Here is a 22,629-nt window from a genome sequence, read left to right on the forward strand (position 1 = left end):
ATATATCAGAAAAAAATGAAGCCAAGCTAAAGGTTGTTGATTACTTCGGAATGCCACCCATGCCCGAAATTCCACAATCATATATTGCTGTTGTTAATGCAAAAGAGTTTATTAACCAATTACTAACCGGAGAGGATGGCCTTTTAAACAATAGTATATTTGAAGAAAACGTAAGAGCGTTTCTAGGATCGGATAATGATGTTAACTCAGGAATAGAGGAAACACTTCGCAGTGAAAATAAAAAGAAAATATTTTCTGTTTTAAACAACGGGATAACCATAGTTGCTCCGGAGTTAACTCTTACTCCAAACTCAAAAGAAATCGATTTAACCAACTATCAGATAATCAATGGCTGTCAAACAAGTAATGCTTTGTTTTTATGCCAAGAAGAATTAGACGACACCGTAAATGTGATAGTTAAGTTTATCGAATCGCCGAACAGCGATGTTTCTACAGATATTATTTCTGCGACCAACAGCCAGTCCCAAGTTTCGAAAGAGGCCTTTTACGGTCTTCACAAAAAAGCGAAGCTCGTTCAGAAATATTTTGAAGCTAAAAATAAAGATGCGTTACAGGATGGTCGCGTTTATTTTGAACGTCGTGAAAATGAGTACCGAGATCATGGTCATCAATCCACTAGGGTTTTTGATATTCGGGAATCATCAAGGGCTTTTGCGGCTATGTTTCTCAATCAGCCTCATAATGCAGCTAGGTATGTGAAAACTATTTTTTCATCACCAGATATTAAACTTTTCCGAGAGGATGATCATGAATCTCTTTACTATTGCTCGGCCCTCGCAATGTATAAATACAACACTCTAATTAACGGAAGGAAAATTGGAGCACCTGGGTACAATAAGCTTAGATGGCATATTATATATCTATTTAAGTGGGTAGCTCGTGGAAAAGTTGAGGATATATATCCAAATTCTGGAAAAGCGTCAAAATATACAGACGCGATTATAGAATCATTGCTTTCTGACGATCGCAGTTATGTGAAGAATTTTGAGCGTTGCCAAGAAATAATCGAAGCAGTTGGTCATCCCAGCGACGATGCCTTAAAACGCGGAAAATTCACAGCGGACCTTCGTGCTAAAGCAGAAGAATTACTGCATTAAAATATGTGAAAAAACTCCTAACAAACAAAGGCAGCGGATGCTTCGCACCGCTGCTTTTTCTCGGAGAGTTATGGACAATATTCAATTACAGAGTAAAACTAAAGCACTTAAGGGGAGTGTGGAAGCATACTGGTTTGAAAATGAAAATATTGGTTTAGAAAAAACGTTGTTTCATCGGATAAGCATTCCTTTAGCTGCTTTTGATTCGAGCTTAGATTATGAAAAGCAGTCAGTGGAAACTGAGATTTTTTTGGATTGGTATAAGTTGGATCTTTCATATCCAGATGATTTAGATGGCTTGAATTTAAAACACGCGTCATATCCTGATGCAGAAGGTTCTGTATATGTTGGTTCTGCTCATAATTGGTGCGATGTTAAAAGACTAGTTATATCTAAAAATTATGATGCTAGCTTTAGTGTGGTTGGAGAAGTTTTTATCGAATTCGAAAATGAAGGTGTAGCAAAAAACGAGATTTTTAAATTTGAAACGAACATTGAATTTATCAAAGCTTAACAAACGGCTCAAACCGACCTCTACTGCGTTGCTCGTTTTGTGCTTTACCGCTACGCTCGCACAAAATAAACAACTCCGTTCCGGCGGCTTAATCGGGCGTTAAGCAAAGTTTGAACATGAGGTGATCATGGCTGAAAAGGGATGGCCTCGGAATTTAAGTACAGGTCCAAATGGTGGGCAGTCGACAGGCCCTGGAGGAGGGCTGTCAACGGGCCCTGGTGGCGGAGCTTCCATCGGTCCCGGCGGCGGAATGTCAACAGGTCCTGGTGGGGGCTTATCTACTGGCCCAGGCGGGGGGCTCTCAACTGGTCCAAGTGGTGGATTATCTACGGGTCCCGGAGGCGGCCTTTCAACTGGCCCAGGAGGCGGATTGTCAACCGGCCCCGGCGGCGGCTTGTCTACTGGTTCGGGTGGCGGTTTGTCGACAGGACCGACACCTTGCTATTTGCCTATTCCACCTTGGAATGTGTTTGTCCAAGAACTTGAGAGGTTGGGGATGCATAGTTACGCCGATCAAATTCGACGCCGTCGTCCTGATGCCTAGTACTTGCTCAACAAGGCAATCAAATTCGTTCAGGCCTGCGGTTTCCACCGGACGCCCCTTTCGGGTCGCCGTTTATTGCTGGCGTTATAAATAGGAGGAGTAATGATCGAAGAGATCGGAGAATGGATACATCAGGTGAACTCCTTGCATAAAGAAGTGCGTCGGCCTTGCTCTGTCCTTGCAGAACATTTCAATGGTTTTTACTCGCCTGACTTTCTCAAAACAGCGTTTTTCGTTGTTACCGACGAAATTCCGAAGCCTGATTTTCCAGAGCTCCGGGAAGCAGGTCTAGGCGATTTCATCGACATGAACGTTGGAGGTATCACCTACAACGATACGTATTACGTAAAGAAAGAGGTCGCAAACGAGCTTAGGCTTCACTTCCATGAATTGGTTCATGTGCTGCAATGGCGAGAGCTCGGCCCTCAAGGATTCATCGAGCGCTACATTCGAGAAATTCAAGATTTTGGGTATGACAACGCTCCGCTAGAAAAGATGGCCTATGCCTTAGATGGGCACTACCAAAGCAAGGGACGGCACCTCAGCGTTGAGCGGTTTGTCCGAGAAAATGTATAACAATTTACGTTACTCGGACGCATTAAAGTGCGCCGGTGTGTTCCGCGCTAGCGATCCAAGTTACCCACGATCACTTCAATTGGGTTTTGCGGTGTTGGGTTAGTGGGTTACCGGTTTGATAGTTGATGTCGAATCAAACCAAAAAGTAACCCGATCACCCATCAGTTCATCATTGATTATTAGACCGAAAGTTCTTTTCGGACTATGTCTGTGCCCGCACTCAAGGCATGTAGTTTGGCTCTTGCGACTGCACGAGGTAAAGGGGTCATGCCACAGTTGGTACAAGGATAAAGCTTGTCGGCATCGACAAATTGGAGCGCTTTTCGCAGAGTGTCGGCGACTTCTTCAGGGGTTTCGATGGTATTGGTTGCCACATCAATAGCACCCACCATTACTTTTTTGCCTCGAAGGAGTCCAAGCAGCTCGATAGGAACACGGGAGTTATGACACTCCAGTGATATAATATCGATATTGGACTTTTGCAGCTTGGGAAAAATTTCTTCATATTGGCGCCACTCGGTACCTAATGTTTTCTTCCAATCTGTATTGGCTTTAATACCATAGCCATAGCAGATGTGCACAGCCGTTTCACACTTAAGCCCTTCTATTGCACGTTCTAACGTGGCAATACCCCAATCATTGACTTCATCAAAAAACACGTTAAATGCAGGTTCATCAAATTGAATGATATCAACACCCGCTGCTTCCAATTCCTTAGCTTCTTGATTGAGTATTTTGGCGAATTCCCATGCCAACTTCTCACGACTTCTATAATGATCATCATAAAGCGTGTCGATCATCGTCATAGGGCCAGGAAGAGCCCATTTAATGGGTTGTTTGGTTTGTTGACGTAAAAACTTGGCATCTTCAACAAATACCGAATTTTGGCGACTTACATCACCAGTGACTGTCGGTACATTCGCATCATAACGATTACGAATTCTAACCGTTTTACGGTTTTCAAAATCAACACCGTTGAGGTGCTCAATAAAGGTCGTGACAAAGTGTTGGCGCGTTTGCTCACCATCGCTAACAATATCAATACCTGCTAGCTGTTGCTCTTGCAATGACACACGTAACGCATCTTGTTTGCCCTCAATCAGTGCTTCATCTTGCAACTTCCAGGGTGACCATAGTGTCTCAGGTTCTGCAAGCCAGGAGGGTTTAGGTAGACTACCTGCAGTTGATGTGGGCAATAATTTTTTCATGATGAGTAATCTTGTATCTCTGGGGTGATTAAAATGTGTAATTGGCAGACCATTGATCAAGCAGCTTTCGATATGGCTTGATGAAGTTTTCTTCAGCAAATTCACCCTGTTTAGCCGCTAAATGGTTGCGCTCTTCTCGATCATAATCAACGGGAGTTAGGGAATAGTCTTGATGATTCAAACTTGGTTGATAATGCTCGCCTGCTACAGTATTAGCGTTATATATCTCAGGCCGGTAAATTTTTTGAAATGTCTCCATCGTACTAATGGTACTGGCAAGTTCAAGATTCGTGTAATCGTTCAGCAAATCACCGAAGAAATAAAAGGCCAAAGGCGCAGAACTGCCAGGAGGCATGAAATAGCGAACCTGCAACCCCATTTTCCTGAAATAATTTTCAGTCAACGAGGATTTGTTTGGCTGGTATTCGAAGCCTAGTACAGGATGCTGGTTTTCAGTCCGGCGATAGACTTTATTATCCGATACGCTCAGGCAAATAACAGGAAGCTTGGTGAAATTATCCTTATAATGATTCGATTTTACGAAGCACTTGAATATTTTCCCATGTAGATCACCAAAATTATCGGGGACGCTAAACTCGGTTTTATCCTTATTATGATTTAATAGCAGTACGCTAAAGTCATAATCGCGCACATAAGAAGAAAAATTATTACCGACAATTCCTTCAATATTTTTGTTGGTTTTGTGATCAAAAATATTTGTTTTCAATATTTCAATGGTTGGAAAGGTACAGCCATTACTTTCAACATCAATATTAACGGAAATTATTTCAAGGTGGATAGAATAACGATCTCCATTGGGGTTATCCCAATGTGCTAAGGTATTGAAACGATTATGGATCATTTCCAGTGTGTCAATAAGATTGTCTTGGCGTCTGCTTCCTCGGGCCAAGTTTGCAAAATTGGTCGTGATACGCGTATTGTCCGATGGTTGATAGTTCTTATCGAAACAAATGCTCTTAATGGTAAATTCAAACTCTGTGTTCATCGTTAACCTTGCATTATAATATTTGAGATTAAGCTTAAATGTATTCCATGCCCTTACCGGGATAAGTTATTTCATATTCTTAGCTTCCCAGTCAGTAGTCCTTACAGTCTCTTTATATTTTTATTTAATGGCCTGGTTATAAAACAACTGTAATGTTGCCTTGCGTTAAGAGCAGAGAGTGTATTTTTACCTGAACCACAGTATGAATAATATTGATTTAATCTTATTGATATATGAATATGGCTCATGAGTTGTGCTGAAGCTGACAGGGAACTGCACAGTCAGCACTGGCCAGGAACTTCAGGTTTGATTTCTCAGATTGAAGCTCTAAGATGATCCGCTTTCCAATGTGGATGGATAGAACATGCTAACAACTCTGCTTCTCTATGTAGTATTGGGCGCGTTTGCGGGCGTCGTGGCGGGTCTCTTCGGCATCGGTGGCGGGTTGTTGATCGTGCCGGTATTGGTTATTTCTTTCGAACTTCAGGGCGTATCGCCCGAAGTGCTGACCCACATGGCGGTGGCCACCTCGCTGGCGACCATCGTGGTGACTTCAATCAGTTCGGTGCGGGCGCACCACAAGCATGGCGCTGTGCGCTGGGAGCTGTTCAAGCCACTGGCACTGGGCATTCTGCTGGGTGCCTTGCTGGGCGTGAATACGGCTGTGCAGCTGCCGGGCGAGGTGCTACAGATTGCATTGGGGGTGTTTGCCCTGATGGTGGCTATCCAGATGGCACTTAGCCTAAAGCCGGGCGCGGGTGATCAGGTTGCGTCAAACGTTGAGCTGGGAGTTGCAGGTGGGTTCATCGGTTGGGCATCGTCCATTTTTGGTATCGGCGGCGGTACCCTTAGCGTGCCTTATCTGAGCTGGCGCCGGGTGGTGATGCAGCAGGCGGTAGCCACCTCGGCGGCTTGCGGCTTACCCATCGCCGTTATGGGAGCGTTGACCAATATCTGGATAGGCTGGGGTGAATCCGATTTGCCGCAATGGAGTCTGGGATATGTCTACCTGCCGGCCTTTGCCGGTATTGTGCTGGCCAGCTCACTCACCGCCCCGATTGGGGCGCGGCTGGCTCACCGGCTGTCGCAGCCAATGCTGAAAAAGGTCTTTGCCGTATTTCTGGTCGTGGTTGCTGGACGTTTCATTTTTTCCAATCTGGGTTAAACCTGCACCTGGGTGCATGAACCTGAACTGACACTGCTTCAGGTACACTGGTATGGGCTGGTGTGCCTGACAACTCTTGGCCAGGCCAACCTGTAAGTTAGCCTCTTGCGCACATTGCAGACAGGCAGATATTCGTGGGAATCAGGCAGTATCATCATGAAAGCATCAGAGCTACAAGAAAAATTAATAGCTGAAGGGTGCAACCCAAATAATTTTTCTGTATTTGGAAGAGGTAGTGACGCTTTCTGCTTGGATAAGAAAGGCAGTAAATGGGTGGTTTTCTATTCTGATAGAGGTTGTGATTCTGAACCCGTCTTTACTACTAAACACGAAGAAGTAGCTTGCGAGTATTTCTTTAACTATGTAATCAAGCAGCAACATTGGCATATAGTTGGCTTCTTTAAACATGAGTCTGAAGCCGTTGAATTAGAAAATAATCTTGTTTCAATAGGTATCAAACCAATAAGAAATAATATTCCTGCCTATAAAACTGCTAATGACCCACGTTACAGGGTTTTTGTTGTAGGCAAAGATATTTTTAAAGCAAGGGAGCGCTTAGGTCTTGTCAAAGTCAGCTATGCTTAAAAAGCGCATGTTGTCGGATTTATCGGGGGAAGAACGACGTTATCTACTCACTCTGCAACGCCAGTACCGGATTCAGTCCGGCGGCGCGACGGGCGGGCAGTACCCCGGATATTAACCCCACCAGTGCCGACAGCAGCAGTGCCAGCAGCAGGTAAAAACTGCTCAATTGAATCGGCAGGGTAGGCATGGCCAGCGTCAGCAGGCCCAGGGTCAGGCCGCTGAACAGAATGCCGACCACACCGCCAATCAGCGCAAGCAGCACGGCTTCACCCAGAAACAGCCACATTATCTGCCGTTGGGTGGCTCCGATGGCACGCAGCAGCCCAATCTCCGCACGGCGTTCATGTACGGTGGTAACCATGATGGTAATGATGCCGATCGCGCCCACCACCAGTGAAATGCCCCCCAATCCGCCGATCGCCACGGTCAGAATGGCCAGAATCCGATCCAGGCTGCGCATCATCTCATCCTGGGTGATTAGTGAAAAATCCTCTACCCCGTGGCGTGCAATCAGCCGCTGGCGTACGCGCTCGGCCATCGCTTCTGCCGTGGTACCGGCGCGGTAAGTGACATCGATCTCCATCAACCCGCTGCGGTTGAACAGGCTCAAGGCACGTTCCACCGGGATGTAGACGATGTCGTCCAGATCAAACCCCAGCATTTGCCCCTTCTCGGCCATGATACCGACCACCCGGTAGCGTTCACCGCCTACGCGGATAAACTGGCCGAGTGCGTTTTGTTCGGCGAACAGTTCCTGTTTGACCTTGTGTCCCAACACTGCCCAGGGCTGTGGATAACCGCCTCGGCTGTCGGCCAGAAAGCGACCACGGGCGACGTCGAAGCGCCAGGCCGCTGCCATATCACCGCCGGTGCCGATGATATCGGTGTAGCGTACACGGCGGCCGAACTCGATGGCTCCGCTGCCCTGTACTACCGGTACCACATATTCGGCATAGGGCAGCTGGCGCAGGCTCCAGGCATCTTCCACCAGTAAGGGGCGGGTGCTGGCCAGCAGGCCACCGGTGCCGCCAGTTTGTGATTTGCCCGGATTGATGGCGATGATGCGGCTGCCGAACTGGGAGAAGTTTTCCAATACATACAGGCGCAGCCCCTCGCCCAGGGTGGTCAGCAGCACCACGGCGCAGATACCGATGGCGATGCCGAGAATGGTCAGGCTGGCACGCAGGCGGCTGGATTTCAGGCTGGTCAGAGTCAGGCGGAGGTAGTCAGTGCTGCGCATCGGTCATTCCTTTCAGTGCCAGTACCGGTGGCAGGCGGGCGGCCTTGCGCGCGGGCAACCAGGCGAATACAAGGGCGACGCCGATGGCGAGTAACACCGCGCCGAGCAGTGCCCACAGGGGGACCGATACTGGAAACTGCGGCCAAAGCCAGTGCCCGCCCCAAAGCAGAGCGTAACCGGTCAGTACGCCCAGTGTTGCACCGATCAGGGTCATCATCAGGGCTTCACTGAGGAATAAGCGGTGGACCTGGCGCTCACTGGCACCCAGGGCCTTGAGCAGGCCGATCTCCGAGGTGCGCTGGCTGACGCTGATCAGGGTGATGTTCATGATCAGGATACCGGCGACCACCAGACTGATCGCGGCGATGGCTCCCACGGCCAGTGTGAGCAGCTGGAGAACGTCGTCGAACACCCCGAGCAGGCTGTCCTGGGTAATCAGGGTGATATCGCGCTCGCCCTGATGGCGGCTCTGGATCAAGTCCAGAATTGACGGTTTGAGCGGTTCGATCAGATCCAGATGCTGCACCTGAACAAACAGCCGGAACAGTCCCTGGGTGTTGAACAGTTGCTGTGCGCTGGCGACCGGAATGATGACAGCTTCACTCATGTCGGTACCGAGGGACACGCCACGGTCTTCGAGTACGCCGATGACCCGGCAGCGGCGGTCACCGGTTCTGAGCCAGCGCCCCAGTACCGGCTGTTGAGCAAACAGGCTGCGCCGGACCTCGGCACCGATGACGCAGACCGGTTCGGCGCGCTCCAACGGCAACACCGGCAGCAGTTGTCCCTGAGCGGCGTTCAGTTGGCGCATGCGAAAGAGTTCAATACTGGTGCCGACGACCACCAACTCACGGTTGCGCCCGTTGGCTTCGACCTCGGTCAAACCGACCACCAGCGGGGCGACGGTGCGGACTCCCGGTAACCTGAGCAGGGCTTCGGCATCGTCCAGAGTCAGGTCGCGGGTGCCTTCGCCGGTCAGCGGTGGCAGCCCTCCGGTGGTTTCCTTGCGGCCGGGGAGGATGATCAGGACATCATTGCCCAGCAGGTTGAACTCGTCGAGTACAAACCGGCGTGCGCCTTCGCCCATGCCAGTCAGCAGGAGTACGGCGGCCACCCCTACGGCGGTGGCCAACAGGGTCATCAGGGTGCGGAACCACTGCCCGGTGAGCAGGCGCAGGTTGAATCTGAACAGATCAGGCGTGCGCATCCTGTTCATCCTTTATCAGCTTGCCGTCCTGCATCCACAGGCGTCGCCGTGCCCGCTTACCCATGGCGGGGTCGTGGGTCACCATCACCAGGGTGATGCCTTCGCCGTTGAGCTCTTCCAACAGTTCGATCACGCCCTGTCCCGAGTGGCTGTCCAGGTTGCCGGTGGGTTCATCCGCCAGCAGCAGGGCGGGTTTGCGGATTACGGCGCGGGCGATGGCGACACGCTGGCGCTGGCCGCCGGAGAGCTGATTGGGCAGATGATCGGCGTGGCGGTCCAGTCCCAGCCGTTGCAGCAGTTCGTCGACCCGTGCCCGGCGCTCGTCCGGTGCGTTGCCCGTGAGTACCAGGGGTAACTCGATATTCTCGCGGGCACTGAGCCGTTCAATCAGATGGTAGGCCTGAAACACGAAGCCGATACGGCGGCTGCGTTCGGCAGCGCGGGCCTCTTCCCCCAGTGCGCTTACCTCGATGTCGTCGAGCCAGTAGCGGCCACTGTCGGGTGTGTCGAGCAGCCCCAGCATGTTGAGCAGGGTGGATTTGCCCGAGCCGGACGGTCCCATCACCGAGAGGTATTCACCGGCACCGATCTCCAGGTCGACATGGTCCAATGCCTGTACCGGCTCATCGCCGAGCTGATAGCACTTGCACAGCTGCTGCAGCCTGATCACGGTGTCGGTACCACGGCCGCACCGGCTTCGGCGCCCGGCGCATCCAGTGACTGCAGAATGCGATCACCGGCCTTGAGGCCGCTGCGAATCTCGGTCCAGGTCCAGTTGCCGAGCCCGGTGGTCACGTCGACCGCGTTCAGGGTGCCGCTGGTGTCGTCATAGCGCAGTACGCGGTTGCCCTGCAGCAGGGTTTCGGTGGGGATGCGCAGCACGTCGTTGCGCTGTTCGATGATCACTTCGATGTCGGCGCTGTAGCCAACCAGCAAATGGGCATCTGCGGGTGGTGGCATGAAACGTACATCGACATCCACGGTGCGGGCCTGCTTTTCCAGCTCGGACACGAAAGGGGCGATACGTTGGAGTTCACCGGCAAAGTCGCGGCCACGAAAGGCATCAAGGGTGATGCGGACGGGTTGTCCGAGTGCGAGACGTGCGGCTTCAACCTCGTCGATCGGGGCACGTACATAGAGGCAGTGGTCATCAATCAGGTCCACGGCCGGTGGGGTGGCAACGCCGGGCGGAGAGGGGGTGACGTACTCGCCGAGTTCGCCATTGATCTCGGCCACAATGCCGGCAAAGGGGGCTTTGAGTACGGTATCGTCGAGCAGTACCTGATTCAGTTTGAGCGTCGCCTGCGCCTGCTCGGTGAGTGCGCGGGCCTCGTCACAAGCCAAGGCGGTACGACGCGCTTCGGTGCGTCGCTGGTCGAGCAACTCTTCCGATGCCAGCTGTTGCTGGGCCAGTGATTCCGTGCGGCGCGCTTCACGCCGAGCCAAGTCGGCGTTCATGCATATGGCGGAGGTTTGAATGGTGCGGGCCTTGAGAGTGGCAGCGACTTCTTCGACACGGGCGCTGAGGTCGGCATGCCACAATTCCAGCAGCGGCTGGCCCTGTTCCACATGCTCACCTTCGCTGACCAGCAGGCGTTCCACCCGTCCGCCCCGTGGCATCGACAGGCGCGAGCGGCGGCAGGCGCGGATGGTTCCGGCACGGCTGTTGGCCGCGATCTGTTCAACCAGACCCGGTTGCACCTCGGTCAGGCGGACATCAATCGGTGCAGGGCGGTTAAACCAATAGAGGGCAAAGGCCAGCAGGCCCAGCAATGTACAGCTCACCAACAGCTTCTTCATCCGGTCTCGCTCCTTGCTTAACGGATGCAGTATAGGTGAGCTTATGCCAAGGGCGGCTGATCAGGGTCAACCGCGCTGGCGCATGTCGGTACGGTGCAGCTCGATGCCACGGTCGCGGCAGCGGGCGTAATTGTCGCGGGTCGCCGCCAGTACCTCGGGGGTCTGGACGACGATTTCAACGATGCGTTCGAAGTCGAAAGCGGCATCGGGGAGGCGGGCGGACAGGTTGACGAACACCTGGCGGTGGTCGGGCAGCTGGTCGCCCCAGCCGATTTCGATCGGTGACTCCGGGGCCTGGCCCAGCATGACATGGGGCACAAAGCTGTCCGCTTTTGCGCTCCACAGCTGCTGGTCCAGTTGGCGGGCGGCACTTTCATGCTCGGTGCTGATGAAGACCCTGAGGCCGAGCCCCAGGATCTTGTCACACAAGCGGCACAGAAAGGCCGCCCGGCTGTCGGCATCGCTGTCCGGCAGAATGTAGTAGTCTGCGCGGGACAAGCCTTAGCCCTCGTGTGTGTGGCTGTGCTCGTCGCCTTCAACCTGCTCGGACAGGTCCAGCAGGTACTGGCTCAGCAGCGGTACGCAACGACCGGTCGCGCCTTTTTCCTTGCCGTTACTGTTCCAGGCGACACCCGCGATATCCAGATGTGCCCAACGGTATTCCTTGGTGAAGCGGGACAGGAAGCAGGCCGCGGTGATGGTGCCGGCCGGACGTCCGCCAATGTTGGCGATATCGGCGAAGTTGGAGTCCAGCTGTTCCTGGAACTCGTCCCACAGCGGCAACGGCCAGCCACGGTCTGCCGAGTAGACACCGGCATCCAGCAGCGCGCCGGCCAGGTCTTCATCGTTGGCCAGAATGCCGGTGGCATGGTGGCCCAGAGCGATGATGCAGGCACCGGTCAGGGTGGCGATATCGATCACGGATTCCGGCTCGTAGCGGCCCGCGTAGGTCAGTGCGTCGCACAGGACCAGACGGCCTTCGGCATCGGTGTTGAGGATTTCGACCGTCTGGCCGGACATGGTGGTGACGACATCACCCGGTTTGGTGGCCTGGCTGCCCGGCATGTTCTCGGCGGCAGCAATGATGCCGACCACGTTCAGCGGCAGCTGCATTTCGGCGACGGCTTCCATGGCACCGAAGACGCTGGCGGCACCGCACATGTCGTACTTCATTTCGTCCATGCCGGCACCCGGCTTGAGGCTGATGCCACCGGTATCAAAGGTGATGCCCTTGCCGACCAGTACATGCGGCTTCTCGTCGCTTTCACCACCGTTGTATTCGATCACGATCAGGCGTGACGGCTGGGCGCTGCCCTTGCCGACCGACAGCAGACAGTTCATGCCCAGTTCGGCCATGGCGTCTTCGTCGAGGATCTTGATATCGAGATCGGTGAACTCTTCACCCAGGGCTTCAGCGCGCTCGGCCAGATAAACCGGGGTGCAGATATTGCCGGGCAGGTTACCCAGTTCACGTGCGCTGCTGACGCCGTTGGCGATGGCGACACCGTCCAACAGTGCGCCTTCACCCAGTTCGGTATCGTCTTCACTGAGCAGAATCTGGATGTTTTCCAGTTTGACCGGGCTGGCTTTCTTGCTCTTGGTTTCGTCGTACTGATAGAAATCGGCGGAGACCCACTCGACCAACTGACGAGTCGCGCGGTAGACGTCGTCGCGGTAGCTGGCGCAGCCGTCGAAGGCGAAGATGACACCGCTGATGCCGGATTTTTTCAGGGTAGCGGTGATGCCTTTGACCAGTTTGCGGTAGTGATGGTCTTTGCGCTCTTTGGCCGTGCCCAGGCCCACCAGCAGTACGCGGCGAGCTTTGATGCCGGGTACCTTGAACAGCAGCAGTTGCTCACCTGCCTTGCCGGAAATGTCGCCGCTGCCAACCAGGTCGGTCAGGTAGCCTCCGGATGCCTGATCGATGGCGGCTGCCGACGGGCAGAGTGTGCCTTCGGCGTCCAGGGCAACCACGATACATTCGGTTTCCAGTGCTTCGACACTGCCGTTGATAATCTCAAAATCCATGACGACTCCGTACAAGACATTGCAGACTGATTGCGCGATAATGCGCGGACTTGTGGCCCAGGGCACGGAACCTGTCCGTACCGGGCTGCCCGACTTTGCGCTACTGATAGCTTTAGATGTAACGCGCACTATAAACCATTTCTCCGATTGGAAACCATGGCGGTGAAAGGGAATCTGTTTTGATTATCTTCCGATATCTGGCCCGCGAGGCATTGATCTCTACCGCGGCAGTCACCTCTGTACTGCTGCTGATCATTACCAGCGCTCGTTTGATCAAATACCTCGCGGATGCCGCGACCGGCAAACTGGAAGCGGGTTTCGTCTTCTGGGTACTGCTTTGGCGTATCCCCGGCTTTCTTGAACTGCTGCTGCCGCTGGGCCTATTTCTGGGCATCCTGCTGGCGTTTGGCCGCCTGTATCTCGACAGTGAAATGGTGGTGCTGCGCGCGTGCGGCATCAGCCAGAAACGGTTGGCGATGTATGCGCTTGGACCGGCCGCACTGGTTGCGGGGCTGGTGGCGGTGATGACGCTCTGGCTGGCACCTTTGGGTGCAGCCAAGTCGGAGGAAATTTTCCGTATTCAGGAATCGCGCAGCGAGTTGGAGCTGCTGACGCCGGGGCGCTTCCAGTCGCAGACCAATGGGCGTCAGGTCACGTACGCTGAATCCTATGATGCCGACAGTGATCAGCTGCTGGAGGTATTCATCGCCCAGCGCAACGAGAACGGCGAACCGATTGTACTGACGGCGGCTTATGCCGAGCGCCAGATGGTGCCGGAATATGCTGGCCGCTTCCTGGTGCTGCAGGATGGCTATCGCTATGACGGTGTACCGGGGCAGGCCGCGTATAGCCGTACCCAGTATGCGGGCTATGGCATCAGTCTGCCGGAGGCGGAGCTGGCCCGTGAGGTCACCGAGCTGGATGCCCTGCCGACATTGCAGCTGCTGAGCAGTGATGATCAGGCGCAGCAGGCCCGCCTGCACTGGCGACTGTCGTTACCGGTACTGGCTTTTATTGTGACCTTGATTGCGGTGCCGATGAGCCGGACCAACCCGCGTCAGGGGCGTTTCGCCAAGCTGATTCCGTCCATCGTGGTCTACCTGCTGTATCTGTCGCTGCTGACCAGTACCCGTTCGGCAGTGGAAGATGGTGAGCAGTCGGTGTGGCTGCTGTGGGTGATCCATGCATTGTTCCTGGTGTTGGCGGCTAACCTGATTCTGGCCGAACGCTTCTGGGGACGCCTGTGGCACCGTGTGCCGTCGTTGCCGAAACTGCGCCGGAGGAGTGCCTGATGCTGCGCCTTGAATGGTATATCGCCCGTCATGTTATGGGCGCAATTCTGGCGGTCTTGTTAGTGGTGGTCGGGCTGGATCTGGTGTCGGCATTGCTGGACCAGTTAGATGACCTTACGGAGCAGTATGACTTTGGTGATCTGCTGATTTATCTACTCATGACAGTGCCAAAGCGCATATATGAGTTTATTCCTTTAAGCAGCCTGGTTGGTTGTTTAATTGGCTTAGGGGTTTTAGCCAGTAATAGTGAATTAACAGTGATGCGCGCTGCCGGTTTTGGTACTGCTCGTATTCTGGTCTCTGTCTTGAAGCCGGTGATGCTGTTGGCGTTGATTACCGTTTTTATGGGGCAGTTTGTTGCACCTTTTACTGAACAAAAAGCACAGAGCTTCCGGGCGCTAGAAGAGTCCGGTGACGGTACGATGAGTTCGCGCTATGGCGTCTGGCACCGTGAAGGCCCGCTGTTCATCCATATCAATGCGGTTGAAGGTGGTGGCGTGATTCACGGTGTGACCCGTTACCGTCTCGGTGAAGACCGCCAGCTGGAGCAGGCCAGCTATGCCCGTATTGGCCGTTACCAAGCCGGCGAGTGGCAGTTGGAGCAGGTGCGCAGTACCTGGTTTACCGAACAGGGTACGCAGGTTGAGCACAACCCGAAGGAGCGCTGGCAGAGCGGCTTGACCCCGGAACTGCTCTCGGTGATTGTAGTGGACCCTGTGGACCTGCCGATCAGCGGCCTCTGGTCCTACTCGCGCTACCTTGAAGAACAGGGGGTGAGTGCTGATACTTACCTGTTGGCGTTCTGGGGCAAACTGCTGCAGCCGCTGGCGATCCTTGCGCTGGTGTTGATCGGCGTATCCTTCATCTTCGGTCCGCTGCGCAGCGTGACCGTCGGCCAGCGAGTGATAGCCGGGGTGATTTTCGGTCTCATTTTCAAGTTTGCCCAGGATCTGCTGGGTCCGGCCAGTACCGTGTTTGGCTTCCCGCCGTTGGTTGCGGTAGTGACGCCGATACTGCTGTGTACCGGCGCTGGAGTATGGCTGATGCGGCGTGCCGGTTAAGGCTTTTTAGGCGCTTTCTCGGCTTTGGGCAGCTGTACCACGCAGCTGCCCGACCAACGGTCATGCAGCGCCAGCCGCTCGTTGGTGAGCAACATCCAGATGAACCCCACCCCGAACAGTCCCAGCGACGGGATTGCCAGCATGAAACGAACCATCGCCTGACCCCAGCTGATTCGTCCCCCAGCCAGTGTTTGTACCCGCAAATGCCACGCCAGCATCCCCAGTGTTTGACCGTTACGGGTCCAGAAAAAGCCGAAGAACAGGAAGGTGGCGCAGAACAGGACCGAGTTGAACAAGGCTACTTTCATGTGTGAACTGCTGGCGATACTGATCGCTTCACCATCGTTCAGGGCCACGCTGATGGCTGCAATCACCATCCACATGGCAGCAATCAATAGGGTGTCGTAGACCATCGCCATCAAGCGCTTGATGAACGGGGCGGGAGTGATGTTGGCGAATTCCTGTTTGAACGGGCGGTGCATGGTATCGATTCCTGAATCCGGCTGATGATGGGCCGGATTGTAGCACCGGAAGCAGAGGCGGGCTAAACCCGCCTCCGTGTGCGCTGTTCAGGTACGGGAGAAACCGAACAGGGGGCGCAGCCAGGTACCGACAAAGCTGCCGGCAAATGCCGCGACCAGCCAGAGCCAGCCGTGCAGACTGCCGGACGCGATACCGCCAAAGTAGGCACCAATGTTGCAGCCGAATGCGATGGTGGCACCGTACCCCAGCATCAGGCCGCCGATGATGGCCGCCAGCCACTGCAATACGGGCATTTTCCAGCTCAGAGAGAAGCGCCCGGCGAGGGTTGCGGCCATCAATGCACCGAGGATAACGCCAATATTCATCAGGCTGGCGCTGTCTTCCAGAATGCCGCCCATCAATGCGGTGTCACGCCCGGGCATTAGCCAGTAGCCCCAGAAATCGACATCCAGCCCGAGGTTCATCGCTTCCGCAGCCTTGGCACCCCAAAGTGGGTAACCCAATGCAACGGCCCAGGGACGACCGATCAGCGCCAGAGTAGCGAAGTTGAGCACGGCAAGGGCAACCGCTCCCCAGATGAAGGGCCAGGGACCGGACAGCAGGCGTCGAGACCAGGGTTGATCGCTGCCGTTATCATCACGTTCCAGTTCACCGTGACGGCGTTTCTCGAGGTGGCGAGTCAGTCCGGCAATGGCGGCAAATACCAGCAAATTCAATATGATGGCAGGTACAACACCCATCATGTCGATCAGGCCTACCGGTGCCAGCGATGGTTGTGTTGTCCACCATTCGTAATCACGGGTGGCCCAGAGCGCACCTGCGGCAAAGCCAATCATGCTCGGGATGGCGCGCAGCTGGCCACCGCCGGCGTGATACAGATTGCCTGAGGCACAGCCGTTACCGATCTGCATGCCGATGCCGAAGATGAAGGCGCCAAACAGTACCGATACACTCAACGGGCGGACGAAACCGTTTACCGGCTGGCCGAACAGTTCACCGGCAGACAGCGCGGGGAAAAACAGGCAGACAGCAACTGCCAGCATCAGCATCTGTGCGCGGATAGCCTTGCCACGACCGGTGGTGATAAAGGTGCGCCAGGCCGTCGTAAAGCCGAAAGATGCGTGGTACAGGGTGATCCCCAACGCGGCACCGAGCAGCAGCACCAGACTGGCGTGGCTGTCCTGAGCATTGAACAGATAGCCGGTCAGGCCAGCGGTCAGCAGGATTGAGAGTGCCAGTGCGAAAGGTTGACGGCTGGGCGCAGGCAGTGGCGCTGAAATTGTGGAAACGTGTTGCAGGGAGGTCATCGTTCAACCGGTGTCTGATTAAAAGATGAGCAGTTTAGCGTCAGCTAAAGAATAGTTCTAAGAATATAATCGTTTTGTTTATGTCTTTTGGTTATATACCGGAGTGCTTGCACACTCCGGTATATAAAAGGCGGGTTACTGGAACGGTGTAACGTATTGCGCCTTGTAGCTTTCGGCCAGTGTCTTGGCTTCCTGCAATTCGGTCTCATTCAGTTTCAGCAGCAGGCGGGTTTCGATGGTAGCGGCGGTGCTGTTGCCCAGCGCTGCGGCATTGTGCATCCAGGCGTAGGCAGCGATGTCGGTATCGACACTCTGGTCCTGGCCATGGGCGTTGGAATAAAGTGTGCCGAGGAAGAACATCGAGTCCTGATAACCCTGCTCGGCAGCTTTGCGATACCAGCTTTCTGCCTCTGCGTAATCCTGAGTGACGCCGGTGCCAAAGTTGTAGCAGCGGCCGAGGTTATGCCAAGCTGCGACGATATTCTGTTCGGCGGCTTTGCGATACCACTCGATGGCCGCATCATTATTACGGGTAACGCCGTAGCCGAATTCGTACATTTCACCGATGCGGTTTTGCGCGCTGCCATCGTTCTGCTCGGCCAGTGGCAACAGGCGGTCGAATTCGACTTTGTATGCCTTGTTCTTCAGCGCACGCAGGCTGTTGACGCTTTCCAGGTGACCCTGACGGGCGCCCTGCTCATAAAGGCGTCGTGCCTGTTCAGCATCTTGTTCGACACCCCAGCCGTTTTCATACATTTGGCCTTGCAGGTTCAGCGCATCCGGATCCTGGTTTTTGACCAATGTTTCCAGTTCGGCCTGTGCCTTGCTGTAATCGCCGGCATCAAAAGCGCGTTTGGCTGTATCGATACTGGCCGCTGTGGCAGGAGTAATGTGCAGGGTGAACAGCAGCCCGGCGGCCGCAAGCAATGCAGATTTGTTCATGTAAGCCATGCCTTAGTCATCATGTTGATGCATTCAGGAAGTCGTTCACGACGGCTTCCGCCGAAAAGTGTTAAAGCCAGAACAGTAATGGTTGTCGCGAGGGGACTGCTGCCGTCATAATGTAAATTATGTCCCCCGCAAGCGACGCCCTATGTCAATAAGGCGATTCTAATATGCTATTGTACAGGAAAAGTATGCAGCGCGGCACCCGTCGCAATGATCTCCTGTGCCGTCAAGGAATGCATGTATGCTGGCAAATATCTCCATCCGCACCAAGCTGATCATTGCCGCCATTTTACCGATTATCGGTCTGTTGGTGATTGTGATGACATCTCTAGCCGAGCTGAAACAGGCCAATCTCAATGTTGATAGCCTGTATAGCGATCGTATTGTTCCGCTGGAACAGTTGAAAAACGTGGCAGACCTGTATGCAGTGAACGTGATTGATACCGTCAACAAAGTCGATAATGGCCTGATTTCGGCCGAAGACGCTTATCGGAATGTCTTGCAGGCGGAACGTGAGGTTGCCACCTATTGGCGTGCATACCGCAACACTGACCTGACGCTGAAAGAACAGCAAATAGTCGAAAAGGTTGAGCAGCTGTTCCGCCCGGCGGACGCCGCGATCAACCAGCTGGAAATGAAACTGCAAGGCATGCGCGGCATCAGCCGTGGTCAGCTGACAGATTTCAATGGCAGCCTGTATGCAGTGATCGATCCGGTCAGTGAACAGGTCGCCAACCTGGTGACGTTGCAGTTGACAGAAGCGGACCGGATGCGCCAGCAAATGCAGATGAAATACATACAGCAACAGCGCCTGCAGATCGGTCTGGCCGTGTTGGTAGTGGCACTGCTGGCGCTGATTGGCTGGTACAACTACCGCTCCATCCGTCAGCCGCTGGAGCATTTGCAGGGTATTATGGACCAGGTGGCCAACAGTTCCGACCTGCGGGTGCGGGCAGAAGTGAGCGGCGATAATGAGCTGGGCCAGATGGCGGCCAGCTTCAACCACATGCTGGTGCAGGTACAGGACTTGGTGGGGCGCATTGTCAGCGCCACCTCGCAACTGGCAGCTGCCGCCGAAGAGATGAGCAGCATCAGCAGCCATTCGAGCCAGACGATCAATGCCCAGCGGGCCGAAGTGGAACAGGTGGCTGCAGCCATGAATGAGATGGTATCCACGGTGCAGGAAGTGGCCAGCAGTGCTGAACACGCCGATCAGGAAGCCCGCGTGACTCTGGATGAGTCGCAAGCGGGGGATCAGGTCGTGGCACGTGCATCCGCTTCAACAGCCGAGCTGGTACAGCAGGTGGCACGTGTTGCCGAGCAGATTGCCGTTGTCGAACAGGACAGTGACAGTATCGGTACGGTCGTGGATGTTATTCGCAGCATTGCCGAACAGACTAACCTGTTGGCGCTGAATGCGGCGATAGAAGCGGCACGGGCCGGTGATCAGGGACGTGGCTTTGCCGTAGTCGCCGACGAAGTACGTTCGTTGGCGCAGCGTACGCAGCAGTCAACCGCGCAGATTCAAACCGTGATCGAGCGTTTGCAGCAGGGCACCCGCAATGCAGTAGAGGCGATGAATGTGAGTCAGGAACGTGCAGCCTTAACGGGTGAGCAGGCGGGCGAGGCGGGTGATGTATTGCGCCGCATCTCTTCAGCAGTAGGGCGGATCACGGACCTGAATGCCCAGATCGCCAGCGCGTCAGAGGAGCAGAGTAGCGTGGCGGAGGAGATCAACCGTTCGCTGGTAGCGATCAGTGATAGTGCCCAGGAATCTTCGGCCGGTGCATCACAGACGGAAAGTGCCAGCCATGAGTTGTCACGGCTGGCGGTAGAGCTGCAGGATGTTGCAGCGCGTTTCCGCGTTTAGCCTGGCGTCGGTGTTGCTCAGTCCTTGCGCTGCGGGCTGAGCAGCTCGATCATGTAGCCATCCGGGTCCTTGACGAACGCGAGGATGGTGCCGGAATTGCTGTTTTTCATCGGTCCGGCTTCACGAACGACCAGGCCGCCACGGGCTTTTATCTGATCACACGCGGCATAGACATCGTCAACTTCAATGGCGATGTGGCCGTAGCCGGTGCCCAGCTCGTAGGCATCCGTTTCCCAGTTGTGGGTCAGTTCCAGTACGGTGTTCTCGGCTTCGTCGCCATAGCCGACAAATGCGAGCGTAAACTTGCCTTCCGGATAATCCTTGCGCCGCAGCAGGCGCATACCCAACACGTCAGTGTAAAACGCCAGGGATTTGTCCAGGTCTGATACCCGGTACATGGTGTGCAACATGCGCATGGAAATACCTCGTCAATAATGTCAAAACATGATGTGCATCGCAGCTCTTGCAGAATCTGCTTGCGGCTTTCAGTCTACAATGATTAATTGGAAGTATTAATAACAATAGCCAAGGGGGCACACCCATGTTTCAGGATATGACCAAGCAGTTCAATGAATCGATGGCTCCATTCCGCGAGTTGGTTAATATTCAGACCAAAATGCTGGAGGAGCTGACCCGTCAGCAGATGGAATGCACCAAAGCCTGTCTGGATGCGACGATGCAGCAGTCCAGCGAATTGCAGAAGTGCAAAAGCCCCAATGATTTGATCGAGCTGCAGCAGGCCTATGCCAAAGAGCTGGAAGCTACGCTCAAGGCGGCTAACGAGCAGAATTTGAAAGCGCTGACCGAAGCACAGAAGGCGATGCAACAACTGGCCCAAGGTTCGCTTGAGGCCTTTAGCGCCAAGAAGTAAAGTTGCACCTCAAGCAGGTACTCGAAGCAGCCCGTGTGGCTGCTTTTTGTTTATTTGATGAGAAGGAATCCATGGCCGCCAAAATTGGTTTGTTTTATGCCAGCACGACCGGAAACACAGAGCAGATCGCTGATCAGATTGCGGCGATGCTGCCCGCGCGTATCAGTTTGCATGACATTGCGGTGGAGGGCGTTGCTGCCATGTCGCAGTACAGCTGTTTAATCATGGGCATCCCGACCTGGGATTTTGGTGAGTTGCAGGAAGACTGGGATGAGCACTGGGATGCCTTGGCGGCGCAGGATCTTGGCGGCAAGCGGGTCGCGTTGTTCGGGCTGGGAGACCAGCTGGGGTATGGTGAGTGGTTCCAGGATGCAATGGGGCTGCTGTATCAGCAGCTGCAGACGAGCGGTGCCGAAGTTGTAGTGACGTGGCCGGTTGAGGGATATCAGTTTGAAGCCTCACGGGCATTGGCTGAAGACGGTCGCCATTTTGTCGGGCTGGCACTGGATGAAGATGGCCAGCACGGTGAAACCGAAGAGCGTTTGCAAACCTGGCTGCCTCAAGTGGTCACCGCCTTCGACGCCTGAGTACGGATTCGACACCCCAGATACCAGATCAGGCTGGCCGCCTGAAGTGCGGTCGCGCATCCCAGCGCGAGCCGGTAAGCCTCAGGCGGATAGTCGTTGCTGCTGCCGGATGGCCAGAAGCCGATAATCACCCCCATTCCCCACTGCACCAGAAAGGCCCCCAGAAAAATCCCCAGATTGAGGCTGGTGCTGACGCGAGCACTGATGCTGACCGGGAACTGCTGTGCCAGGCCGGCAAACATCAGTGTACCGGAGGTGCCGAAGAAGCCGAATGCAGCCCAGGCAATGGGGCTGGCATGTTCGGGGTGCCACTGAATCCACAACAATGACAGCAGGAAGCACAGCATGCCACTGAAGCTGACGCTCTGGGTGCTGATCCCGAATCGATTTAGCCAGCCGGCAATCAGGCCGAGCCCCAAAAAGCCGGCTACCATGCTGGCTGCCGAAATGAACAGCAGGTCGGCGGCAGCCTGTCCGGAAAGGTGATTGACTTGTTGCAGCCACAACCCCGCCCAAAGTGACTGGGTGGCGATAAACACCGATTGTGACAGCATGCTGGCGGGTGCCAGTTGATAGAAGGCGGGCGTGCGCACCACGGTCAGTGTCTGGCGCAGCTGGGTACCGACGCTGTGTATGTGTGGCGGCGTTTGGCGGCGCGGGACCATGCTGAACACCAGCAATGCAATCAGCACGCTCAACACGGCCAGGGCCAGAAACAGGCCGCGCCAATCAGTGAACTGTAGCAGCCATTCGACAGGCGCGGTTGCGGTCAGAGCCCCCAGTCCGCCACTGGTCAGTTGCAGGCCGTTGATCAGCGGCAGTTGTTCGGTCTTCAACCAGTTGGCGTAACACTTGAAGGCGGCCATCAGGCACGCGGACACGCCGATGCCAATCAGCCCGCGCCCTGCCCAAAGCATCAGGCTGCTCTCCGCCAAGGCGAATATCAGGCTGCCAATAGCTGCAAACAGTAACAGCGATGCGGCTACCGTACGGGTTTGATAGCGGTCGAGCAGGATTCCGAGCGGGATCTGGCATGCGGCAAATGTCAGAAAGTAGGCGCTGGAAATCAGCCCCAGAGTCGAACTGTCCAATGACAGTTCGCGCATGATATCGGGTGCCACCACCGCATTGATGACACGGAAGACATAGGAGAGCCAGTAGCCCAGCGCAAAGGGTATTAGCAGGCGCACGATCAATGGCATGGAACTTTGCTTCCTTG

General features: G+C 54.6%; 23 protein-coding genes. 10 read left to right on the forward strand and 13 right to left on the reverse strand.

Annotated features, from left to right (window positions below):
- Positions 1 to 59 precede the first annotated feature (59 nt).
- The 3 genes from CLV44_RS17435 to CLV44_RS12475 all read left to right on the forward strand — a co-directional run bounded on the left by CLV44_RS17435 (position 60) and on the right by CLV44_RS12475 (position 2,752).
- On the forward strand, positions 60 to 1,118 hold the full coding sequence (locus tag CLV44_RS17435) for an AIPR family protein (RefSeq protein ID WP_211298140.1): 1,059 nt from the start codon (positions 60 to 62) through the stop codon (positions 1,116 to 1,118).
- 70 nt (positions 1,119 to 1,188) lie between these two features.
- Positions 1,189 to 1,632 carry a hypothetical protein gene (locus CLV44_RS12465; protein WP_106592475.1) on the forward strand — a complete coding sequence of 148 codons (444 nt, stop codon included), beginning with the start codon at positions 1,189 to 1,191 and terminating at the stop codon, positions 1,630 to 1,632.
- A gap of 646 nt (positions 1,633 to 2,278) precedes the next feature.
- Positions 2,279 to 2,752, forward strand: a complete 474-nt coding sequence (locus CLV44_RS12475) for a hypothetical protein (RefSeq protein WP_106592441.1) — start codon at positions 2,279 to 2,281, stop codon at positions 2,750 to 2,752.
- A 179-nt stretch (positions 2,753 to 2,931) separates the two neighbouring features.
- On the opposite strand, the gene CLV44_RS12480 is transcribed toward CLV44_RS12475, so the two are convergent.
- On the reverse strand, positions 2,932 to 3,960 hold the full coding sequence (locus tag CLV44_RS12480) for a methionine synthase (RefSeq protein ID WP_106592442.1): 1,029 nt from the start codon (positions 3,958 to 3,960) through the stop codon (positions 2,932 to 2,934).
- Between the two features lie 28 nt (positions 3,961 to 3,988).
- Positions 3,989 to 4,966, reverse strand: coding sequence for a DUF1852 domain-containing protein (locus CLV44_RS12485; protein WP_106592443.1), 978 nt, complete (start codon positions 4,964 to 4,966; stop codon positions 3,989 to 3,991).
- Positions 4,967 to 5,330: 364 nt separating this feature from the next.
- Here CLV44_RS12485 and CLV44_RS12490 point away from each other — a divergent pair, with 364 nt between their 5' ends.
- Both CLV44_RS12490 and CLV44_RS12495 read left to right on the forward strand, forming a co-directional pair.
- The gene (locus CLV44_RS12490) at positions 5,331 to 6,131 is read left to right on the forward strand and encodes a sulfite exporter TauE/SafE family protein (protein WP_106592444.1); all 801 of its coding nucleotides are present in this window, start codon (positions 5,331 to 5,333) and stop codon (positions 6,129 to 6,131) included.
- Between the two features lie 156 nt (positions 6,132 to 6,287).
- On the forward strand, positions 6,288 to 6,716 hold the full coding sequence (locus tag CLV44_RS12495; protein WP_106592445.1) for a hypothetical protein: 429 nt from the start codon (positions 6,288 to 6,290) through the stop codon (positions 6,714 to 6,716).
- 43 nt (positions 6,717 to 6,759) lie between these two features.
- Here the strand turns inward: CLV44_RS12495 and CLV44_RS12500 are convergent, their stop codons facing one another.
- The 6 genes from CLV44_RS12500 to CLV44_RS12525 all read right to left on the reverse strand — a co-directional run bounded on the left by CLV44_RS12500 (position 6,760) and on the right by CLV44_RS12525 (position 12,991).
- The gene (locus CLV44_RS12500; RefSeq protein WP_106592446.1) at positions 6,760 to 7,956 is read right to left on the reverse strand and encodes an ABC transporter permease; all 1,197 of its coding nucleotides are present in this window, start codon (positions 7,954 to 7,956) and stop codon (positions 6,760 to 6,762) included.
- Positions 7,943 to 9,163 (reverse strand): ABC transporter permease, encoded by a 1,221-nt coding sequence (locus CLV44_RS12505; protein ID WP_106592447.1) that lies wholly within the window; start codon positions 9,161 to 9,163, stop codon positions 7,943 to 7,945. The genes CLV44_RS12500 and CLV44_RS12505 overlap by 14 nt, the downstream gene beginning before the upstream one ends.
- Positions 9,150 to 9,833, reverse strand: coding sequence for an ABC transporter ATP-binding protein (locus CLV44_RS12510; RefSeq protein WP_106592448.1), 684 nt, complete (start codon positions 9,831 to 9,833; stop codon positions 9,150 to 9,152). The genes CLV44_RS12505 and CLV44_RS12510 overlap by 14 nt, the downstream gene beginning before the upstream one ends.
- The gene (locus CLV44_RS12515; protein ID WP_106592449.1) at positions 9,830 to 10,963 is read right to left on the reverse strand and encodes an efflux RND transporter periplasmic adaptor subunit; all 1,134 of its coding nucleotides are present in this window, start codon (positions 10,961 to 10,963) and stop codon (positions 9,830 to 9,832) included. Before CLV44_RS12515 ends, CLV44_RS12510 begins: the two co-directional genes overlap by 4 nt.
- 66 nt (positions 10,964 to 11,029) lie before the next feature.
- Positions 11,030 to 11,461, reverse strand: a complete 432-nt coding sequence (locus tag CLV44_RS12520; RefSeq protein WP_106592450.1) for a DNA polymerase III subunit chi — start codon at positions 11,459 to 11,461, stop codon at positions 11,030 to 11,032.
- A 3-nt stretch (positions 11,462 to 11,464) separates the two neighbouring features.
- Positions 11,465 to 12,991 (reverse strand): leucyl aminopeptidase, encoded by a 1,527-nt coding sequence (locus CLV44_RS12525; protein WP_106592451.1) that lies wholly within the window; start codon positions 12,989 to 12,991, stop codon positions 11,465 to 11,467.
- A 179-nt stretch (positions 12,992 to 13,170) separates the two neighbouring features.
- Here CLV44_RS12525 and lptF point away from each other — a divergent pair, with 179 nt between their 5' ends.
- Both lptF and lptG read left to right on the forward strand, forming a co-directional pair.
- Positions 13,171 to 14,283 (forward strand): LPS export ABC transporter permease LptF, encoded by a 1,113-nt coding sequence (gene lptF / locus CLV44_RS12530; RefSeq protein WP_106592452.1) that lies wholly within the window; start codon positions 13,171 to 13,173, stop codon positions 14,281 to 14,283.
- Positions 14,283 to 15,344, forward strand: coding sequence for an LPS export ABC transporter permease LptG (gene lptG, locus CLV44_RS12535; RefSeq protein ID WP_106592453.1), 1,062 nt, complete (start codon positions 14,283 to 14,285; stop codon positions 15,342 to 15,344). The genes lptF and lptG overlap by 1 nt, the downstream gene beginning before the upstream one ends.
- Here the strand turns inward: lptG and CLV44_RS12540 are convergent.
- The 3 genes from CLV44_RS12540 to CLV44_RS12550 all read right to left on the reverse strand — a co-directional run bounded on the left by CLV44_RS12540 (position 15,341) and on the right by CLV44_RS12550 (position 18,076).
- Positions 15,341 to 15,826 (reverse strand): RDD family protein, encoded by a 486-nt coding sequence (locus tag CLV44_RS12540; protein WP_106592454.1) that lies wholly within the window; start codon positions 15,824 to 15,826, stop codon positions 15,341 to 15,343. The two genes, lptG and CLV44_RS12540, sit on opposite strands and share 4 nt — an antisense overlap.
- 87 nt (positions 15,827 to 15,913) lie before the next feature.
- Positions 15,914 to 17,134: a YeeE/YedE family protein gene (locus tag CLV44_RS12545; RefSeq protein ID WP_106592455.1), complete on the reverse strand. Its 1,221-nt coding sequence runs from the start codon at positions 17,132 to 17,134 to the stop codon at positions 15,914 to 15,916.
- A 135-nt stretch (positions 17,135 to 17,269) separates the two neighbouring features.
- Positions 17,270 to 18,076, reverse strand: coding sequence for a tetratricopeptide repeat protein (locus CLV44_RS12550; RefSeq protein WP_106592476.1), 807 nt, complete (start codon positions 18,074 to 18,076; stop codon positions 17,270 to 17,272).
- A 247-nt stretch (positions 18,077 to 18,323) separates the two neighbouring features.
- Between CLV44_RS12550 and CLV44_RS12555 the strand changes: the two genes are divergently transcribed.
- Positions 18,324 to 19,952 (forward strand): methyl-accepting chemotaxis protein, encoded by a 1,629-nt coding sequence (locus CLV44_RS12555; protein WP_106592456.1) that lies wholly within the window; start codon positions 18,324 to 18,326, stop codon positions 19,950 to 19,952.
- Positions 19,953 to 19,969: 17 nt separating this feature from the next.
- Here the strand turns inward: CLV44_RS12555 and gloA are convergent, their stop codons facing one another.
- Positions 19,970 to 20,368: a lactoylglutathione lyase gene (gene gloA / locus CLV44_RS12560; RefSeq protein ID WP_106592457.1), complete on the reverse strand. Its 399-nt coding sequence runs from the start codon at positions 20,366 to 20,368 to the stop codon at positions 19,970 to 19,972.
- A gap of 125 nt (positions 20,369 to 20,493) precedes the next feature.
- On the opposite strand from gloA, the gene CLV44_RS12565 reads away from it, so the two are divergent.
- Both CLV44_RS12565 and fldB read left to right on the forward strand, forming a co-directional pair.
- Positions 20,494 to 20,823, forward strand: a complete 330-nt coding sequence (locus CLV44_RS12565; RefSeq protein ID WP_106592458.1) for a phasin family protein — start codon at positions 20,494 to 20,496, stop codon at positions 20,821 to 20,823.
- A gap of 71 nt (positions 20,824 to 20,894) precedes the next feature.
- The gene (gene fldB, locus CLV44_RS12570; protein WP_106592477.1) at positions 20,895 to 21,410 is read left to right on the forward strand and encodes a flavodoxin FldB; all 516 of its coding nucleotides are present in this window, start codon (positions 20,895 to 20,897) and stop codon (positions 21,408 to 21,410) included.
- On the opposite strand, the gene CLV44_RS12575 is transcribed toward fldB, so the two are convergent.
- Positions 21,383 to 22,612, reverse strand: coding sequence for an MFS transporter (locus CLV44_RS12575; RefSeq protein WP_106592459.1), 1,230 nt, complete (start codon positions 22,610 to 22,612; stop codon positions 21,383 to 21,385). The genes fldB and CLV44_RS12575 overlap by 28 nt on opposite strands.
- Positions 22,613 to 22,629 lie beyond the last annotated feature (17 nt).

The organism is Marinobacterium halophilum (genome assembly GCF_003014615.1).
Taxonomy (GTDB): Bacteria; Pseudomonadota; Gammaproteobacteria; order Pseudomonadales; family Balneatricaceae; genus Marinobacterium; species Marinobacterium halophilum.

Bases quoted from the DNA above. Each gene is read 5' to 3' on its own strand.
- CLV44_RS17435 (WP_211298140.1), top strand. From the start codon at position 60: ATGCCCGAAATTCCACAATCATATATTGCTGTTGTTAATGCAAAAGAG.
- CLV44_RS12505 (WP_106592447.1), bottom strand. From the start codon at position 9,163: ATGCGCACGCCTGATCTGTTCAGATTCAACCTGCGCCTGCTCACCGGG.
- gloA (WP_106592457.1), bottom strand. From the start codon at position 20,368: ATGCGCATGTTGCACACCATGTACCGGGTATCAGACCTGGACAAATCC.
- CLV44_RS12465 (WP_106592475.1), top strand. From the start codon at position 1,189: ATGGACAATATTCAATTACAGAGTAAAACTAAAGCACTTAAGGGGAGT.
- CLV44_RS12490 (WP_106592444.1), top strand. From the start codon at position 5,331: ATGCTAACAACTCTGCTTCTCTATGTAGTATTGGGCGCGTTTGCGGGC.
- CLV44_RS12485 (WP_106592443.1), bottom strand. From the start codon at position 4,966: ATGAACACAGAGTTTGAATTTACCATTAAGAGCATTTGTTTCGATAAG.
- CLV44_RS12540 (WP_106592454.1), bottom strand. From the start codon at position 15,826: ATGCACCGCCCGTTCAAACAGGAATTCGCCAACATCACTCCCGCCCCG.
- CLV44_RS12500 (WP_106592446.1), bottom strand. From the start codon at position 7,956: ATGCGCAGCACTGACTACCTCCGCCTGACTCTGACCAGCCTGAAATCC.
- CLV44_RS12495 (WP_106592445.1), top strand. From the start codon at position 6,288: ATGAAAGCATCAGAGCTACAAGAAAAATTAATAGCTGAAGGGTGCAAC.
- CLV44_RS12575 (WP_106592459.1), bottom strand. From the start codon at position 22,612: ATGCCATTGATCGTGCGCCTGCTAATACCCTTTGCGCTGGGCTACTGG.
- CLV44_RS12565 (WP_106592458.1), top strand. From the start codon at position 20,494: ATGTTTCAGGATATGACCAAGCAGTTCAATGAATCGATGGCTCCATTC.
- fldB (WP_106592477.1), top strand. From the start codon at position 20,895: ATGGCCGCCAAAATTGGTTTGTTTTATGCCAGCACGACCGGAAACACA.
- CLV44_RS12550 (WP_106592476.1), bottom strand. From the start codon at position 18,076: ATGAACAAATCTGCATTGCTTGCGGCCGCCGGGCTGCTGTTCACCCTG.
- CLV44_RS12475 (WP_106592441.1), top strand. From the start codon at position 2,279: ATGATCGAAGAGATCGGAGAATGGATACATCAGGTGAACTCCTTGCAT.
- lptG (WP_106592453.1), top strand. From the start codon at position 14,283: ATGCTGCGCCTTGAATGGTATATCGCCCGTCATGTTATGGGCGCAATT.
- CLV44_RS12555 (WP_106592456.1), top strand. From the start codon at position 18,324: ATGCTGGCAAATATCTCCATCCGCACCAAGCTGATCATTGCCGCCATT.
- CLV44_RS12545 (WP_106592455.1), bottom strand. From the start codon at position 17,134: ATGACCTCCCTGCAACACGTTTCCACAATTTCAGCGCCACTGCCTGCG.
- CLV44_RS12525 (WP_106592451.1), bottom strand. From the start codon at position 12,991: ATGGATTTTGAGATTATCAACGGCAGTGTCGAAGCACTGGAAACCGAA.
- CLV44_RS12515 (WP_106592449.1), bottom strand. From the start codon at position 10,963: ATGAAGAAGCTGTTGGTGAGCTGTACATTGCTGGGCCTGCTGGCCTTT.
- CLV44_RS12480 (WP_106592442.1), bottom strand. From the start codon at position 3,960: ATGAAAAAATTATTGCCCACATCAACTGCAGGTAGTCTACCTAAACCC.